We start from the raw sequence: 16,100 nt of genomic DNA on the forward strand, positions 1-16,100 counted from the left end.
CCCGTTGGTAGCCAATGTAAAATAGAAACTATGAACGGCTTTGTAGACGCCGAAATAGTCGGTTTTAACGATCAAACTTTGTACTTAATGCCTAACGACCACATCTCTGGTGTATTACCTGGTGCGCGTGTTATTCCTCAAGTAAATAATTTAGGTTTACCTGTAGGGATGAGTTTATTAGGCCGCGTGGTGGATGGTTTAGGGCGACCGCTAGATGGCCTTGGTAAAATTAATGCTGAGCATCATTTAAAGTTTGCTCAAAATACTATAAACCCGCTTTCAAGAAGACCAATCACTAAGCCTATGGATGTAGGTGTGCGTGCTATTAACTCGGTTATCACAGTAGGGCAAGGCCAGCGTATGGGCTTGTTTGCAGGCTCTGGTGTGGGTAAATCAGTACTTCTCGGTATGATGACCCGAGGTAGCGAAGCTGATGTAATTGTTGTTGGCTTAGTGGGGGAGCGTGGTCGCGAAGTAAAAGAATTTATTGAAGAAATACTCGGTGTAGAGGGGCGCAAACGTTCAGTTGTTGTCGCAGCGCCCGCTGATTCATCACCGCTTATGCGTTTAAAAGGCTGTGAGAGCGCCGTAACTATTGCAGAGTATTTTAGAGATCAGGGTTTAAACGTATTATTGTTACTCGATTCGGTAACGCGTTATGCAATGGCGCAACGTGAAATTGCACTTGCTGTAGGCGAGCCGCCTGCTACAAAGGGTTATCCGCCTTCGGTGTTTGCTAAATTACCTGCGCTGGTGGAACGTGCTGGTAATGGCGGTGAAGGGCAAGGTTCAATTACCGCCTTTTTTACGGTGTTGAGTGAAGGCGATGATATGCAAGACCCTATTGCTGATGCAGCGCGAGCTATATTAGATGGCCACATTGTACTATCGCGTGATTTAGCTGACAGTGGGCACTATCCCGCTATAGATATTGAAAAGTCGATTTCGCGTGTTATGCCTCAAGTTGTTTCTGAGCCGCATATGCAACAAGCCCGAGTGCTTAAACAAGTGTATTCAATGTACCAACAAAACAAAGACATGATTACGTTAGGCGCTTATCAAAAAGGGACCGATCAAATGCTCGACCAAGCTATAAATATGATGCCAAGAGTGAATGCATTTTTACAACAAGGTATGCGAGATGTCATTAGTTACGATGATGGTCTGCAAGGGCTTGCTCAGTTACTAGGACAAGCATAATGGCTAAAAACAAACTCGATTTATTGCTCAAAATTGAAAATGACAAAGAAGAAAGTTTGCGCATGAGTTACTTACAAGCCAATCAAAACTTGCAATCGAATCAACAAAAGCTACAAGGTTTAAATAATTTTAGACTTGAGTACTCTCAGCAGTTACACCTTAAGGGAAAATCGGGCTTATCTAGTGCCGGATTTGGGCAGTATCATGCCTTTATAGCTAAAATTGAAGAAGCAATTCGCCAACAAGCAAGTACGGTAAATACCGCTAAGCAAGTTGTTACTCAACGTAAAACGCTATGGCTCAAGCAGCAAATTAAAGCTAAGGCAGTCGCCAAATTAATCGAAAATCAAAAACTTAAAGCAAATGCGTTAATGGCTAAAAATGAGCAAAAAATGTTAGATGAATTTTCAGCTAATCAGTTTTTTCAACGTCGTAAAGCTTTGTAATTCAGGCACGCTAATTGCTTTATTACTTAGTGGAATTCAACTTTTGGCGGTATGCGGTGGCATATTGCCGTAATGGTATTAGGTGATTTATGGCGATGAATAACATTTCGTTTTTAGTTTCTTCTGAAAAAGATTCACTGTTAGCTTTTAAAGACAATAGCTTAGCTAATGGCGAAGGAAATTTAGGTGAGGAATTTTTAAGCCAGCTAAACGAAGCGCATAACGCTATGGGGCCTTTGCTTAAGGGCAATAAAAATCCCGATGCCGAAAACTCGATTGCCATACCTAAGCATAAACAGCCAGAAGAAAATGAAAATCTGAGCGTAAAGCTAGATGAAATAACAACAGACGAAGTTACTTTTGTATCTGTTGAGATGCTTGATCAAATTAATTCAGCACAAGCAATGAGCACCTCGATTAATAAGCCGTTCGATGCAACTAAAAGTATAGAATCAGAAGATGCAGAGTTAGAAACCACCTCAGTAATTTTATCTGCTAATACAAGTGATGAAGTAACGACTGAAGAAGCGAATACATCGAGTGTGGTGCAAAATCCAATTGCCACTAATGTAGACTCTAAAACGGCTAAATTAATTGATTCAAAAAGCGATAGCTTAAGCTCACTACCTTTGAACTCTTTACCATTAAATGAAGGCAAGCATCGGAAAAGTGGTGTTGCCGAAGCTATTGAAGGGCCATTAAATTCTATAAATAAAAAGCCCGATGACAGCCCTGGCTCTACATTAGAAAAACCTGAATTTGCATTAATGAGTTCTAAAGAGCAGCTAGGACAAAATAAGTCTGCTGATAAAAATAATACAGTTTTGCCAACACCCGCCGACAAAGCGAGCGTTACTCAGTCTCCTTTAGCCACAACTGAAGGTGATAATAATGCAGCAATAGATACGTTAATGACTAAAGATGCGAGCTTAATTAAAGCTAATAGCGTTATTGCTAGTTTAACGTCTGAGCAGCGCTCACAACTTAACGCGCAAGTTAAGGTATTAGAGAACGCTGATTCAACAAATAGCGCAACTAGTAACACTTCAAATCTTAAGCAAATGCTTGCACAATTTATTACTGATAACGAAAAAGCGCAAAGCACGGTAACAAAACACTCTTTTAGCGCAGAAATAAATTCACTTAATACAACTGAAAAACAAAGTTTATTAACGCAATTAAACGCATATATTAAAACAGAGCAGCCTAAAGGCGAGCAGTTGTCAGTGCTTAAGCAAACAGTTAATGAGTTAAAAGCTTCTATTGAAATTGGGCTTGCTGATACCGCTAAATCAGACTCAAAAACGTTTGTGGCCTCAGAGACTCCTAATACAGTATATGATCCACAAAAGTTAAGCTTAAAGGCATCTACAAACGAAGGCGCGGATATTAATAAAGCCGTAGCAACCTCAGCTAAGCGTGCTGATTTATTAAAATCATTTGAAGAGTTACAAAAAGATGGGCTTAGAAAAATAACGGCAGAACAAACTCCTGCACGCGTAGCACAAGTATTTACGCAAATTACAGCCGCTTTAAATACTCAGCAAACGAGCACATTAAGCCAATACGACTCATTAAGTTACGAGCAGAGCTTACTTGATACCCAAATAATTCAAACTCAACAATTACAAAGTACATCACAAGTTAAGCAAGTAAGTATTGATCCAGGTGTAATGCAGGCAATTAATATTGTTAAAAGTGATGCAGCTAAATTACTGCAAGAGCGCGTTAGCTCAATGTTGAGCATTAATAATAAAGAAGCAGAAATTCGCCTCGATCCTCCAGAAATGGGCAGCATGCAAATACGTATTCGTAGCGATGCAGAACAAGCACATATAAACTTTGTTGTACAAAACCAGCAAGCCAAAGAAGCGCTTGAACAATCAATGCCGCGCTTACGTGAAATGTTAGCGCAACAAGGGCTAGAGCTTGGTGAAAGCACTATTTCTTATGGGCAATCAGGTGGTGAAACAGCTGAGCAAAGTGAGAGTGGAGCCCAAGGTAATTTGGCTAATAATAAGTCAGTTAATGATGAAAATGACGAGCAAGCAAATAACACTGCACAAAGTTCTCGACAACAAACTTCATCATCAATAGATTACTATGCCTAAGTACTGCTATTATAATAGTTAAAACAAGCAAGTACCTTTGCGATTAAAGGAATCATGATGGCTGAAGAAGCAAGTTTAGAAATCGAAGAAACCGGTAAAAGTAAAAAGAAACTAATAATAATCATAGTAGCTGTACTACTTATTGCAGGTGGTGCTGCGGGTTACTTTTTTATGTCAGGTTCGGATGCGCCAGTTGAAACCTTAGATGAAGAGACTGCGATGTCGACTGATGCTGCTCCTGCAGCTTCTGGTTCATCAGCAGAAGTTGGTAGTGCTTTATATGTTGCTATGCCACGCCCATTTGTATTTAACGTGCCTGGCTCAAGTCGCGATAGAATTGTACAAATTAAAGTACAATTATTAGTACGTGGCGAAGTAAATGAAGAAACAGCCAAAAAACATATACCACTAATAGAAGGGACGCTATTAAGCGTGTTTTCTACTACAACAGCTGATGAATTAAGTACGAGCTCTGGTAAAGAAACACTTCGTTTTTCTGCACTTGAAAAGGTACAAACAGCCTTAATGGATGTTGAAGGCAGTAAAGTAATTGAGCGGGTATTGTTTACCGGCTTTGTGATGCAATAAGGGGTTAGCGTGAGCGATTTATTATCCCAAGACGAAATTGATGCGCTATTACATGGCGTTGATGACGTTGAAGAGGAAGATATACACGAAGGTGAAGATGGCGGAGGAAGTACGCTTCAGTACGATTTTTCTTCGCAAGATCGGATCGTACGTGGTCGTATGCCGACGCTGGAAATTGTTAACGAACGCTTTGCTCGTCATATGCGAATTAGCCTATTTAATATGATGCGTCGCACCGCAGAGGTGTCTATTAACGGCGTGCAAATGATTAAGTTTGGCGAATATATTCATACTTTATTTGTTCCAACCAGTTTAAATATGGTCCGTTTTAGGCCTTTAAAAGGCACTGGCCTGATTACCATGGAAGCACGACTTGTGTTTATTTTGGTAGATAACTTTTTTGGTGGTGACGGGCGTTATCATGCAAAGATAGAGGGCCGAGAATTTACCCCAACAGAGCGCCGGATTGTACAAATGCTCCTTAAAATAATCTTTGAAGATTATAAAGAAGCATGGGCACCGGTTATGGATGTATCGTTTGAATATCTCGATTCAGAAGTAAACCCAGCTATGGCGAATATTGTAAGTCCAACAGAGGTTGTGGTTATTAGCTCTTTTCATATTGAGCTTGATGGCGGTGGCGGCGATTTTCATATTGCACTTCCGTATTCGATGCTTGAGCCAATCCGAGAGCTTTTAGATGCGGGTGTTCAATCTGATACAGAGGATACCGACTTACGTTGGAGCAAAGCACTTCGCGATGAAATAATGGATGTTGAGGTTGATATGTCGACTCAGTTACTTGAAGTTGATTTGACCTTAAAGCAAATTATGGAATTAAAAGCAGGTGATATTATTCCGGTTGAAATGCCTGAGCATATAACCGTATTTGTTGAGGAACTCCCTACATTTAGAGCCAAGATGGGTCGCTCTCGCGATAATGTTGCGCTTCAAATTAGTGAAAAAATTAAACGACCTGATTCAGTTAAATCTGAGCTGCATGTATTTACCAAAGGCGGCAAGAAAATTGACTCAGATGCAGAATTAGCAGAACTAGAAGATGATTTACACCTCTCTGACGGTGTAGACTTAGACTGGTAATTGATTAAAAGGTTAAAAGTATGAGCGATGATCAAGACACAATGGATGAATGGGCAGCAGCATTAGCAGAAGCCGAAGGCCCAGATGATAGTGGCGAAGCACATGTTGCAGAGCTTGATGAGTTAAGTGATTCAAAACACGAAATGAGTGGTGATGAAAAACGAAAACTCGACACTATTTTAGATATTCCCGTTACTATCTCAATGGAAGTAGGGCGCTCTAAAATCAATATTCGTAACCTACTGCAACTTAATCAAGGCTCTGTTGTTGAGCTTGACCGTGTTGCGGGTGAGCCGCTAGACGTACTAGTTAATGGTACTTTAATCGCTCATGGTGAAGTAGTTGTAGTAAACGACAAATTTGGTATTCGCTTAACTGACGTGATAAGCCAAGTAGAGCGGATCAAAAAATTACGATGAGCTTATTAGTTGCTTTAACGACTACCGTTTTTTCAAAAGCAGATGTGGCAACACCCACTGGGGATATACTCTCTATGGTGCTGTCGCTTGTAATGGTGCTAGTACTGATTATTGTACTGGCATTTTTTGTTAAAAAGCTTAACCCTAATTTAGCAAATAGTGATGAGTTTAAAGTAGTTAGAAGTCTACCTTTAGGTTCTCGCGAGCGTTTAATGGTTGTTGAGATAGATAATGCTCAGCATTTACTTGGTGTAACTCCCCACAGTATTAATTATTTACACAAGTTAGAAACCCCATTAAGTGAAAAAGAACTGCCTGAACTCGCTAAACGATTTGGTAAACTTTTAAACCCGCAATCAAACCAAAATAAAAAGAATTAAACCTATGACAAAGTGGCTGCTTATTATTTTTGCCATGGTGTTTGTACCAAATGTAAGTGCAGAAGGAATTGATGCCCTTACCATTACAACAAACGCTGATGGCACACAAGATTACTCAGTAACGTTACAAGTTTTAGCAATTATGACGGCGCTGAGTTTTATACCGGCCGCCATAATTATGATGACCTCTTTTACACGAATTATTGTTGTACTCGCCATTTTGCGCCAAGCAATTGGCTTACAGCAAACACCGTCAAACCAAGTGTTATTAGGTATGTCACTTTTTTTAAGTATTTTTATAATGGCGCCTATTTATCAGCAGGTAAACGAGCGAGCTATAGAGCCTTACTTAAATGAGCAGGTTACATCAGTAGAGGCTTTAGAGCTTGCTAAAGAGCCAATGAAAGCATTTATGCTTTCACAGGTGCGTTTAAAAGATTTAGAAACGTTCGCTAAAATTGCTGGTTACGATCAGCTAAATTCGCCACAAGATACGCCATTAATAGTGTTAATACCGGCCTTTGTAACCAGCGAACTGCAAACGGCATTTATAATTGGGTTTATGTTTTTTATCCCATTTTTAATTGTTGATTTAGTGGTCGCTTCGGTATTAATGGCGATGGGTATGATGATGCTTTCCCCCATGATAGTGTCCTTACCGTTTAAAATTATGCTGTTTGTACTTGTTGATGGTTGGAGCTTAGTGATGGGGACTCTAGCTAAAAGCTTTGGTTTAGGGACTTAGTATGCAAAGCATTAACATGACCCAACAATAGGAGTACAACATGGAACCGGAAATTTTTGTTGATATTCTAAGTGACGCGCTGTTTTTAGTTATTAAATTGGTGTCTGCAATTGTAGTCCCAGGCCTAATTATTGGTTTAGTGGTTGCTGTATTTCAGGCGGCAACATCAATCAATGAACAAACGTTGAGCTTTTTACCTCGTTTATTAATTACCATTAGTGCGCTAATTGTAGGTGGGCACTGGCTTACTCAAGAACTGATGGATTTTTTTACTCGCCTAGTATTACTTATTCCTGAAATTGCAGGTTAAACGTGGAATACCCCTTTGCTGTCGTTATTCAATGGTTGAGCGATTTTTTGCTGCCCCTGGTACGCATTAGCTCAATGATTATGATTATGGCTGGTTTAGGTGCTAAAAATGTCCCTACGCGTATAAAAATGGGGTTATCAGTTGTTGTAACTTTTCTTGTCGTTCCTGTTCTGCCGCCCGCTACATTCACTAATTTATTTTCGTTTGAGATGATTTTAGTCGTTATTCAACAAATGCTGATTGGTGTTGCTATTGGTTTTGCATCTATACTTTTATTAAATACCTTTGTTTTAGCTGGGCAAATACTTGCGATGCAAACCGGTTTAGGTTTTGCTTCGGTTATTGACCCCTCTAATGGCGCAAGCGTCCCAGCGGTTGGCCAGTTTTTCCTTATTTTGGCCACCTTGTTATTTTTTGCTTTTAACGGTCATTTAATGATGATTCAAATGGTGGTGCATAGCTTTCAAGTGCTACCTATTGATGGCACATGGTGGTCTGTAGATCATTACTGGGACATAGTGACTTGGGGCGGCTGGATGTTTACTACAGCACTGGTACTCTCACTTGCACCGCTTACCGCAATGCTCGTTATTAATATGTCGTTTGGGATTATGACGCGTGCAGCGCCGCAATTAAATATTTTCTCTATTGGTTTTCCGTTTACCTTGGTAGCGGGACTTATTATTATTTGGGCGACACTAGGTAACTTTGTTACTCAGTTTGAGTTTCAATGGTTAAAAATGGTTGAGCTAATGTGTACTTTAGTTGGTTGCTCACCTTAGGAGAAAGTCATGTCTGAAGACTCAGGACAAGAAAAAACAGAAGAACCCACATCCAAAAAGCTTGAAGAATCTAAAAAGAAAGGCCAAATAGCACGCTCAAAAGAGTTAGGTACCATGTTTGTACTTATTTTTTCGGCTATATCGCTTTTGATGTATGGTCCTGAAATTGGTAAAGGTTTATACAATGTAATGGGCCGAACCCTTAGCTTAAACCGCAACGAAGCCTTTGATACCACTAAAATGTTTGCCGTGTGGGGAGAGGTTGCAGACGCGTTGATGTTTCCTATGGCTATGTTTGTGTTAATTATCGTTTTGGCTGCATTTATTGGTAATACGTTACTCGGTGGTTTTAACTTTAGCTGGGAAGCTGCTGCACCTAAAGCAAGTAAAATGTCGCCAATGAAGGGCTTTAAGCGGATGTTTGGCCCACAAGCGGCTATTGAGCTTGTAAAGTCACTTTTAAAATTTGGTTTGGTTGCAAGTTTTGCTGTGTTTTTAATTAATACTTATTTTGATGAAATACTGCATTTAAGTTTAGAAAGTGCGCCGGGTAATATTATTCATGCCTTAGAGATTTTAGGGTGGATGTTTTTAGGCCTTTCGTGCACTTTAATTGTTATTGCCGCCATTGATGCACCATTTCAAAGTTACAACCATAACAAACAACTTAAAATGACAATGCAAGAAATTAAAGATGAGTATAAAAACTCTGAAGGTGACCCACAAATAAAAGCGCGCATTAGGCAAACACAAAGGCAAATGTCGCAAAACCGCATGATGCAAGATGTTCCTGACGCTGATGTTATTGTTACGAACCCAACTCACTACTCTGTAGCATTAAAATACGACACGGAGCGCGCAGGTGCGCCTATAGTGCTTGCTAAAGGCATTGATGAAATGGCGATGCAAATTCGAAAAGTAGCAATAGGGAATGAAGTACCTATATTAGAATCCCCCATGTTGACCCGAGCGCTTTATCATACGGCTGAAGTAGGAGAGCAAATACCCGATCAGCTATTTACCGCAGTAGCGCAAGTTTTAGCGTATGTATTTCAGCTTAAGCGCTTTAATAAAGGGCGCGGTAAACGTCCAACTAAGCTCAATAAAAAGCTGCCAATCCCCGATGCCTACAAGTATTAAACCGTTAACTGAGTAACTTGGAATAGTTATTGCAAATTCTACTTAGTGTCAATTTTTTGAAATTGTAGAATTATGAGTTTTAAAGCGGTATTACAACAACTTAACAGAGACAAAAAAGACTATGCCAAAGGGGTAGGTACACCTTTGCTTGTGCTTGCTGCCTTGGGAATGGTGATTTTACCACTACCGCCATTTTTACTCGATATCCTTTTCTCGTTTAATATTGCTCTCGCGTTAGTGGTTTTACTTGTAACTGTTTACACGATGAAGCCAGTTGAATTTGGTATTTTCCCCTCTGTATTACTAATCGCTACAATTATGCGCTTAGCACTTAACGTTGCCAGTACTCGAGTTGTGTTACTTGAAGGCCATAATGGTGGTGACTCTGCCGGTAAAGTAATTGAAGCGTTTGGCTCAGTTGTTATTGGTGGTAACTACGCTGTTGGTTTGGTTGTGTTTTTAATCCTGATCATTATTAACTTTGTAGTAATTACTAAAGGTGCTGGTCGTATTTCTGAGGTATCTGCGCGTTTCACCCTTGATGCAATGCCGGGTAAACAAATGGCAATTGACGCCGATTTGAACGCAGGCTTTATCAGCGCAGAACAAGCGCGTGACCGCCGCGAGGAAGNGATTTTTACGGCTCAATGGATGGTGCGAGTAAATTTGTAAAAGGTGATGCGATTGCAGGTATTGTTATACTAATCATCAATATTGTTGGTGGTTTATTTGTCGGTATGATCCAGCACAATTTGAGTTTTGGCAATGCAATGGAAGTATATACATTACTTACCATTGGCGATGGCTTAGTTGCTCAACTCCCTTCTTTACTGCTTTCAATTGGTACCGCGATTGTTGTAACACGCCAAAATGAGTCGCTCAATATGGGGGACCAATTTAAGAAACAACTAGGCAACGAAAAGTCACTCTTTATTGCATCTGGTATTTTGATCATCATGGGCTTAGTGCCTGGTATGCCGCATATTGCTTTTTTAAGTTTAGGTGCGTTACTGGGTTACTTAGCTTACTACACACAGCAAAGTAAATTAAAAGCTGCTGCGGCAGAAGCTGAAGAGGCCGCTNGAAGCGTTGCAACGGGTGTTGCTAATAAACAAGAACAAAAAGAACTAGGCTGGGATGACGTTCAGCAGGTTGATGTAATTGGCTTAGAAGTCGGTTATAGATTAATTCCGTTAGTGGACCAATCACAAGGTGGTGAGCTACTTAATCGTATTAAGGGGGTGCGTAAAAAGCTTTCTCAAGAGCTTGGTTTTTTAGTGCCGCCGGTACATATACGCGACAACTTAGAGCTTGACCCTAACGCTTACAGAATAACACTAATGGGGGTTTCAACCGGTGAAAGCGAGCTTAAGCATGGCGACGAGCTAGCGATTAACCCAGGACAAGTATTTGGTCCAATTAAAGGGGTTGAAACAAAAGATCCTGCGTTTGGCCTTGATGCCGTATGGATCAAGCCTGATCAAAAAGATGAAGCACAATCACTAGGTTATACCGTTGTAGATTCAGCCACGGTAGTTGCCACTCATATTAGCCAGTTATTAACTAACAGTGCAGCGTTATTACTAGGGCATGAAGAAGTTCAAAACCTACTTGATATGCTTGCTAAAAGCCATCCTCGCTTAGTGGAAGGACTAGTACCTGATGTATTGCCATTAACTGCTATTGTAAAAGTACTACAAAATTTATTAAATGAAGGCGTGGCTATTCGCGATATGCGCTCAATTGTTCAAACCCTTGTTGAGTATGGCCCACGTAGTCAAGACCCTGATGTATTAACGGCTGCAGTGCGTATTTCACTGCGTAGATTAATTGTTCAAGATGCGGTGGGAATGTCATCAGAAATCCCTGTCATAACCTTGGCGCCTGAGTTGGAACAGATGTTGCATCAGTCATTACAAAATGCAGGCGATGAAGGTGCCGGTATTGAGCCAGGACTTGCAGAGCGACTTCAAGTGTCATTGACACAAGCGCATCAAAATCAAGAAATGGCCGGCGAACCTTCTATATTGCTAACGTCAGGAATGTTACGCACTGTGTTATCTCGTTTTGTTAAGTACACCATTCCAGGATTGAGAGTGATGTCTTATCAAGAGGTACCAGACGAAAGACAGATCAAAATTGTAAGCTCGGTAGGCCAACAATAAGATTTTAACAGGGGTTGAATCATGAAAATTAAACGTTTTTTTGCTAAAGATATGCGCACAGCACTTAAAGAAGTTAAAGATGAGTTAGGTGTTGATGCGGTTATTATGTCAAATAAAAAACTGGCTAACGGTGTAGAAATTGTAGCGGCAGNGCAGCCCCTAAAGTAGCAGCGCAACCACAACGCCCTGCAGAGCCGCGTACTCAGGCGCCACAACAAAGCATGCATAACTTTGTAAAACCAGAGCCACAGCGTGCCAAGCCTGAGCCTCAAGCAAAAGTTGCTGACAGCCTACAAGCATTATTAGAGCGTCAATCACCGCGTCCTCGTTCTCCTGAGCTTGCATCGATGTTTTCACAATCGGGTATTGATACTACTGATAACTATCAAGAACCTGATATGGGGCAGCGTACTAAAAATATGTTTGCTCCTGAAGTTGCTGCGCCAGTTCGTCCACAAACTCAAGCGGATAGCTTAGGTTTTGATGATTTAGACCGCGACTTTGATGATTTAGATAGCCCAGTAACCACTCGCCAACAAGCACCTAATAATGAAAGCGAAGAAATGACAACAATGCGTGAAGAAATGAACGCAATCCGTCAATTATTAGAACACCAAGTATCAGGCTTGATGCAGCAAGATATGGCGCGTCGCGATCCAACACGCGCTTGTATGGTTGACCGTTTAGTCGGTATGGGTATCGATAAAGAAGTAGCACAGCAAATGGCATGTTTTGTACCTGATGATGTGTCTCGTAAGCAAGGTTGGAAAGCATTGTTAACTATGGTCGAAGATCAAATGCAAACAACCAATAATGAAATACTTCGCCAAGGTGGTGTATATGCGTTAGTGGGTCCAACAGGTGTGGGTAAAACAACGACTGTTGCTAAGCTTGCAGCTCTAGGCGCACAAAAATATGGTGCCGATAAAGTGGCGTTAATAACCACTGATACATACAGAATTGGTGCTTATGAACAACTTGCAACATATGGTCGTATTATTGGTTGTGGTGTTAAGCAAGTTAAAGATGCTAATGAATTAGCTGAAGTTTTATATCATTTACGAAATAAACGTCTAGTATTAATTGACACAGCAGGTATGAGCCAGCGAGATTTACGTTTAACTGAGCAATTAAACACGTTAATGCGTAACCAACGTGTAGATATTCGCAGCTACTTAGTACTTAGCGCGACAGCACAAATTAATGTATTGCAAGAAACTGTACGTCACTTTAAAAAAGTACAGTTAAGTGGCTGTATTTTCACTAAGTTAGACGAATCATTAAGTTTGGGTGAGATTATTAGTATTGCGATTCAAAATCGCCTTCCAATAGGGTATCTTACTAATGGTCAACGAGTACCAGAGGATATTCGTGTTGCAAATGCTGAGAAACTAGTTAAAAAGGCTGAGCAATTATATTTAAAAAGAACAAAAGAACAACATTCAAGGCACCAAGCAGTGGCGCCAAGCACAGTAGGGATGTATGATTAACACAGTATTAGATCAAGCAAGCGGCCTGCGCAAAATGAGTCAAAACAATAACAACGGCGTAAAAGTTATCGCTGTAACCGGTGGTAAAGGTGGAGTAGGGAAAACAAATGTTTCTCTAAATACAGCTATTGCACTTGGGCAGCAAGGTAATCGAGTATTAGTGCTGGATGCTGACTTGGGTTTAGCAAACTGTGATGTGATGCTTGGTTTACGTGTAGAGCGTAACTTGTCACATGTCTTGTCTGGTGAATGTGAGCTTGAAGAAATTTTAGTTGAAGGCCCTGCAGGAATTAAAATTGTACCCGCTACATCGGGTTCGCAAAGTATGGTTGAATTATCACCATCTGAGCATGCTGGGCTAATTCGTGCGTTTAGCGAATTGAATACCGAATTTGATATTTTAATTGTAGATACAGCTGCTGGTATTTCAGACATGGTACTGAGCTTCTCGCGTGCAGCGCAAGATGTAATGGTTGTTGTATGCGATGAGCCGACATCAATCACCGACGCTTACGCACTTATTAAAGTATTAAGTCGTGAACACGGCGTTTATAAATTTAAAATTGTTGCCAATATGGTGCGCAGTATGCGTGAAGGCACTGAATTGTTTGCAAAGCTATCTAAAGTTACCGACCGCTTTTTAGATGTATCAATGGAGCTAGTAGCAACGGTTCCTTATGATGAAAATATGCGCAAAGCAACACGTCGTCAAAAAGTAATAGTAGAGCTCTTTCCAAATTCGCCAGCCGCTCTTGCGTTTAAAACGCTGGCAACAAAAGCAGTTAAATGGCCAATACCCAACCAACCATCTGGGCATTTAGAGTTTTTCATTGAGAAACTAGTAAACGGTTAATTATGACAACACTGGTGAATAGAGCTATGGGATATCAATCAACACAAAATTTAAATGTGATTGTTGAGAAGCATGCATCACTTGTTAAAAAAGTGGCATGTCATCTAATTGCTCGATTACCACCTAGCGTTCAACTTGATGATTTAATTCAATCAGGAATGATAGGTTTAATAGAAGCTTCGAAAAACTTTGATGCAACAAAAGGCGCAAGCTTTGAAACTTTTGCAGGTATTCGTATTCGCGGTGCTATGCTTGACGAAATGCGCCGTGGTGATTGGGCTCCTCGTTCAGTTCACCGTAAAAACAGGCAAGTTGCAGAAGCAATTACTGAGCTCGAAAGTAGTCTGAACCGCGAACCAACGGACATAGAAGTTGCTGAAAAACTTGAAATTTCGCTCAATGAGTACCATCATATTTTAAATGATGCGAATACGAGCAAAATATTAGGCATTGAAGACCTTGGTGTAGATGAGGATGTTATTACTCCTGTAGGCCAAGATTTAGCACAAGATAAACCTTTTAATAATGTTAAAAATGATAGGTTTAATGAGTCTTTGCTAAGTGCAATTAAGTCATTACCAGAGCGTGATGCAATGGTGCTTTCTTTGTACTACAACGATGAAATGAATTTAAAAGAAATAGGACATATACTCGATGTAAGTGAATCGCGTGTAAGTCAGATACATGGTCAGGCGATGATTAAGCTTAAAGCTAAAATCAATGACTGGATAAATTAGTAGTAAGTAAACAAAGGTTAATACCTCACTGGGGGATGTTTTGGATAAAAACATGAAAATTCTTGTAGTTGATGATTTTTCAACGATGAGACGCATTATAAAAAACCTGTTACGTGACTTAGGTTTCACTAACGTTCAAGAAGCTGATGATGGGTCTACAGCTTTGCCTATGTTGCAAAATCAAGTGTTTGATTTTGTAGTTACGGATTGGAATATGCCTGGAATGCAGGGTATTGATCTTTTAAGAGCAATACGTGCAGACGATAAGTTAAAACATATCCCTGTATTAATGGTAACGGCAGAGGCTAAAAAAGAACAAATAATAGCTGCAGCGCAAGCTGGTGTTAATGGTTATATTGTTAAGCCATTTACGGCTGGAACATTAAAAACTAAATTAGAAAAAGTATTTGAACGCTTAGGCTAATGATGGGGGAGAGGCTTATGCCAGCACCAGCTGCGCCTCAAATAACGTTAGAACAAGCTCGTCAGCTCGTTGTTTTTTTAGAAAATGATGAGCAAGACAAAGCAAATCAGTTGATTTTAGAGGCTGCATCTAAAGAGCAGTCTGAATTATTTGCTGAAGTTGGAAAGTTGACTCGTCAACTGCACGAAGCCCTTAAAAGTTTTGAGCTTGATACTCGCTTAACTGATATAACGACAGATGCGATTCCAGATGCTAAAAAGCGGCTTAATTATGTTATAGAAATGACAGAAAATGCGGCTAATAAAACAATGGATGCAGTGGAGGCCAGTTTACCTATAGCCCAACAGTTAGCGGACGAAATATCTCATATCAAACCGACATGGGATCGTTTAATGAGCCGCGAGATTGAGCTTGGTGAGTTTAAGCAACTTTGCCATAGCATCGATAAGTTTATGAACAACTCTCATCATAAGACTGATGAGCTTCAAAACTTAATGACAAATGTATTAATGGCTCAAGACTATCAAGACTTAACAGGTCAAGTTATTCGCCGTGTTATCGAACTTGTTAGGGAAGTAGAAGAAAGTTTACTTCATCTTTTAACTGCGTTTGCTGAACAAGACGACACTAACAGCACCGCGAATAAAGTAGAACAACAAAAAATAAAAGAACCAGTTGCCACACAAACTTTAGCAGGTCCTGAAGGCCCTATTATTGATAAAGAATCGCGTAATGATGTTGTATCTGATCAAGATGAAGTTGATGATCTTTTATCAAGTTTGGGCTTCTAAGAGGAGAGTAACTGCATGTTTGAAGTCGATGAAGATATTTTACAAGACTTTCTTGTAGAGGCTGGAGAAATCCTAGAGCTTTTATCTGAACAGTTAGTTGAGCTGGAAAATAATCCAGAAGATACCGAGTTACTAAACGCTATATTTAGAGGTTTTCACACTGTAAAAGGTGGTGCAGGCTTTTTAGCTATGACAGAACTTGTTGATGCTTGTCACGGTGCTGAAAACGTATTTGATTTACTACGTCAAGGCGTGCGAACAGTCAACTCAGAGTTAATGGATGTTATTTTACAAGCACTAGACACCATTAATGAGATGTTTGCGACTATCCAAAACAGAGACAAGCCTGAACCTGCAGATCCTGAATTACTTCATACTCTTCATATCTTAGGTCTACCTCCAACAGAGGCCGAAGCCA

The 16,100-nt window shown here is 40.2% G+C and carries 15 protein-coding genes and 3 pseudogenes (1 of these 18 running past the window's edge); all 18 read left to right on the top strand.

What is annotated here, in order from left to right:
• Positions 1 to 1,200 (top strand): flagellar protein export ATPase FliI (gene fliI / locus L652_RS0105645; protein WP_024603358.1); only part of this gene is annotated, 1,200 nt, incomplete at its 5' end.
• On the top strand, positions 1,200 to 1,646 hold the full coding sequence (gene fliJ / locus L652_RS0105650; RefSeq protein WP_010553907.1) for a flagellar export protein FliJ: 447 nt from the start codon (positions 1,200 to 1,202) through the stop codon (positions 1,644 to 1,646). The genes fliI and fliJ, both read left to right, overlap by 1 nt.
• Positions 1,647 to 1,735: 89 nt before the next feature.
• Positions 1,736 to 3,757: a flagellar hook-length control protein FliK gene (locus L652_RS0105655; RefSeq protein ID WP_029753269.1), complete on the top strand. Its 2,022-nt coding sequence runs from the start codon at positions 1,736 to 1,738 to the stop codon at positions 3,755 to 3,757.
• Positions 3,758 to 3,814: 57 nt separating this feature from the next.
• Positions 3,815 to 4,345: a flagellar basal body-associated protein FliL gene (fliL, locus tag L652_RS0105660; protein WP_024596363.1), complete on the top strand. Its 531-nt coding sequence runs from the start codon at positions 3,815 to 3,817 to the stop codon at positions 4,343 to 4,345.
• Positions 4,346 to 4,354: 9 nt separating this feature from the next.
• Complete coding sequence (gene fliM, locus L652_RS0105665) at positions 4,355 to 5,446, top strand: flagellar motor switch protein FliM (RefSeq protein ID WP_002959334.1); 1,092 nt, start codon at positions 4,355 to 4,357, stop codon at positions 5,444 to 5,446.
• A gap of 20 nt (positions 5,447 to 5,466) precedes the next feature.
• Positions 5,467 to 5,865 (top strand): flagellar motor switch protein FliN, encoded by a 399-nt coding sequence (fliN, locus tag L652_RS0105670; RefSeq protein WP_002959332.1) that lies wholly within the window; start codon positions 5,467 to 5,469, stop codon positions 5,863 to 5,865.
• Positions 5,862 to 6,245 (top strand): flagellar biosynthetic protein FliO, encoded by a 384-nt coding sequence (gene fliO, locus L652_RS0105675; protein ID WP_002959331.1) that lies wholly within the window; start codon positions 5,862 to 5,864, stop codon positions 6,243 to 6,245. Before fliN ends, fliO begins: the two co-directional genes overlap by 4 nt.
• 4 nt (positions 6,246 to 6,249) lie before the next feature.
• Positions 6,250 to 6,990, top strand: a complete 741-nt coding sequence (fliP, locus tag L652_RS0105680) for a flagellar type III secretion system pore protein FliP (RefSeq protein WP_002959327.1) — start codon at positions 6,250 to 6,252, stop codon at positions 6,988 to 6,990.
• Positions 6,991 to 7,030: 40 nt separating this feature from the next.
• Entirely contained in the window at positions 7,031 to 7,300 is a 270-nt protein-coding gene (fliQ, locus tag L652_RS0105685; RefSeq protein ID WP_002959325.1) for a flagellar biosynthesis protein FliQ, read from the top strand.
• Positions 7,301 to 7,302: 2 nt separating this feature from the next.
• Positions 7,303 to 8,082, top strand: coding sequence for a flagellar biosynthetic protein FliR (gene fliR, locus L652_RS0105690; RefSeq protein ID WP_024596364.1), 780 nt, complete (start codon positions 7,303 to 7,305; stop codon positions 8,080 to 8,082).
• Positions 8,083 to 8,091: 9 nt separating this feature from the next.
• Positions 8,092 to 9,222, top strand: a complete 1,131-nt coding sequence (gene flhB / locus L652_RS0105695) for a flagellar biosynthesis protein FlhB (RefSeq protein WP_024596365.1) — start codon at positions 8,092 to 8,094, stop codon at positions 9,220 to 9,222.
• Positions 9,223 to 9,294: 72 nt separating this feature from the next.
• Positions 9,295 to 11,387 (top strand): annotated as a pseudogene (flhA, locus tag L652_RS01000000123310) (flagellar biosynthesis protein FlhA).
• A gap of 21 nt (positions 11,388 to 11,408) precedes the next feature.
• A pseudogene (gene flhF, locus L652_RS01000000123315) lies at positions 11,409 to 12,877 on the top strand (flagellar biosynthesis protein FlhF).
• Positions 12,870 to 13,730 carry a MinD/ParA family protein gene (locus L652_RS0105710; protein ID WP_024595387.1) on the top strand — a complete coding sequence of 287 codons (861 nt, stop codon included), beginning with the start codon at positions 12,870 to 12,872 and terminating at the stop codon, positions 13,728 to 13,730. The pseudogene flhF and the gene L652_RS0105710 overlap by 8 nt, the downstream one beginning before the upstream one ends.
• A gap of 26 nt (positions 13,731 to 13,756) precedes the next feature.
• Positions 13,757 to 14,467 (top strand): RNA polymerase sigma factor FliA, encoded by a 711-nt coding sequence (locus L652_RS0105715; protein ID WP_002959310.1) that lies wholly within the window; start codon positions 13,757 to 13,759, stop codon positions 14,465 to 14,467.
• Between the two features lie 40 nt (positions 14,468 to 14,507).
• A complete protein-coding gene (cheY, locus tag L652_RS0105720) occupies positions 14,508 to 14,891 on the top strand; it encodes a chemotaxis response regulator CheY (protein ID WP_008132609.1) in 384 nt (127 codons plus the stop codon).
• Between the two features lie 17 nt (positions 14,892 to 14,908).
• Positions 14,909 to 15,682: a protein phosphatase CheZ gene (locus L652_RS0105725; RefSeq protein WP_024595388.1), complete on the top strand. Its 774-nt coding sequence runs from the start codon at positions 14,909 to 14,911 to the stop codon at positions 15,680 to 15,682.
• A gap of 15 nt (positions 15,683 to 15,697) precedes the next feature.
• Positions 15,698 to 16,100 (top strand): annotated as a pseudogene (locus L652_RS01000000123320) (chemotaxis protein CheA) (it continues 1,824 nt past the right edge of the window).

Origin of the sequence: Pseudoalteromonas sp. TB25 (genome assembly GCF_000497995.1) — a bacterium.
In the GTDB taxonomy this organism is placed as follows: domain Bacteria; phylum Pseudomonadota; class Gammaproteobacteria; order Enterobacterales; family Alteromonadaceae; genus Pseudoalteromonas; species Pseudoalteromonas distincta.

Bases quoted from the DNA above. Each gene is read 5' to 3' on its own strand.
- fliJ (WP_010553907.1), top strand. From the start codon at position 1,200: ATGGCTAAAAACAAACTCGATTTATTGCTCAAAATTGAAAATGACAAA.
- L652_RS0105655 (WP_029753269.1), top strand. From the start codon at position 1,736: ATGGCGATGAATAACATTTCGTTTTTAGTTTCTTCTGAAAAAGATTCA.
- fliL (WP_024596363.1), top strand. From the start codon at position 3,815: ATGGCTGAAGAAGCAAGTTTAGAAATCGAAGAAACCGGTAAAAGTAAA.
- fliN (WP_002959332.1), top strand. From the start codon at position 5,467: ATGAGCGATGATCAAGACACAATGGATGAATGGGCAGCAGCATTAGCA.
- fliO (WP_002959331.1), top strand. From the start codon at position 5,862: ATGAGCTTATTAGTTGCTTTAACGACTACCGTTTTTTCAAAAGCAGAT.
- fliP (WP_002959327.1), top strand. From the start codon at position 6,250: ATGACAAAGTGGCTGCTTATTATTTTTGCCATGGTGTTTGTACCAAAT.
- fliQ (WP_002959325.1), top strand. From the start codon at position 7,031: ATGGAACCGGAAATTTTTGTTGATATTCTAAGTGACGCGCTGTTTTTA.
- flhB (WP_024596365.1), top strand. From the start codon at position 8,092: ATGTCTGAAGACTCAGGACAAGAAAAAACAGAAGAACCCACATCCAAA.
- L652_RS0105710 (WP_024595387.1), top strand. From the start codon at position 12,870: ATGATTAACACAGTATTAGATCAAGCAAGCGGCCTGCGCAAAATGAGT.
- L652_RS0105715 (WP_002959310.1), top strand. From the start codon at position 13,757: ATGGGATATCAATCAACACAAAATTTAAATGTGATTGTTGAGAAGCAT.
- L652_RS0105725 (WP_024595388.1), top strand. From the start codon at position 14,909: ATGCCAGCACCAGCTGCGCCTCAAATAACGTTAGAACAAGCTCGTCAG.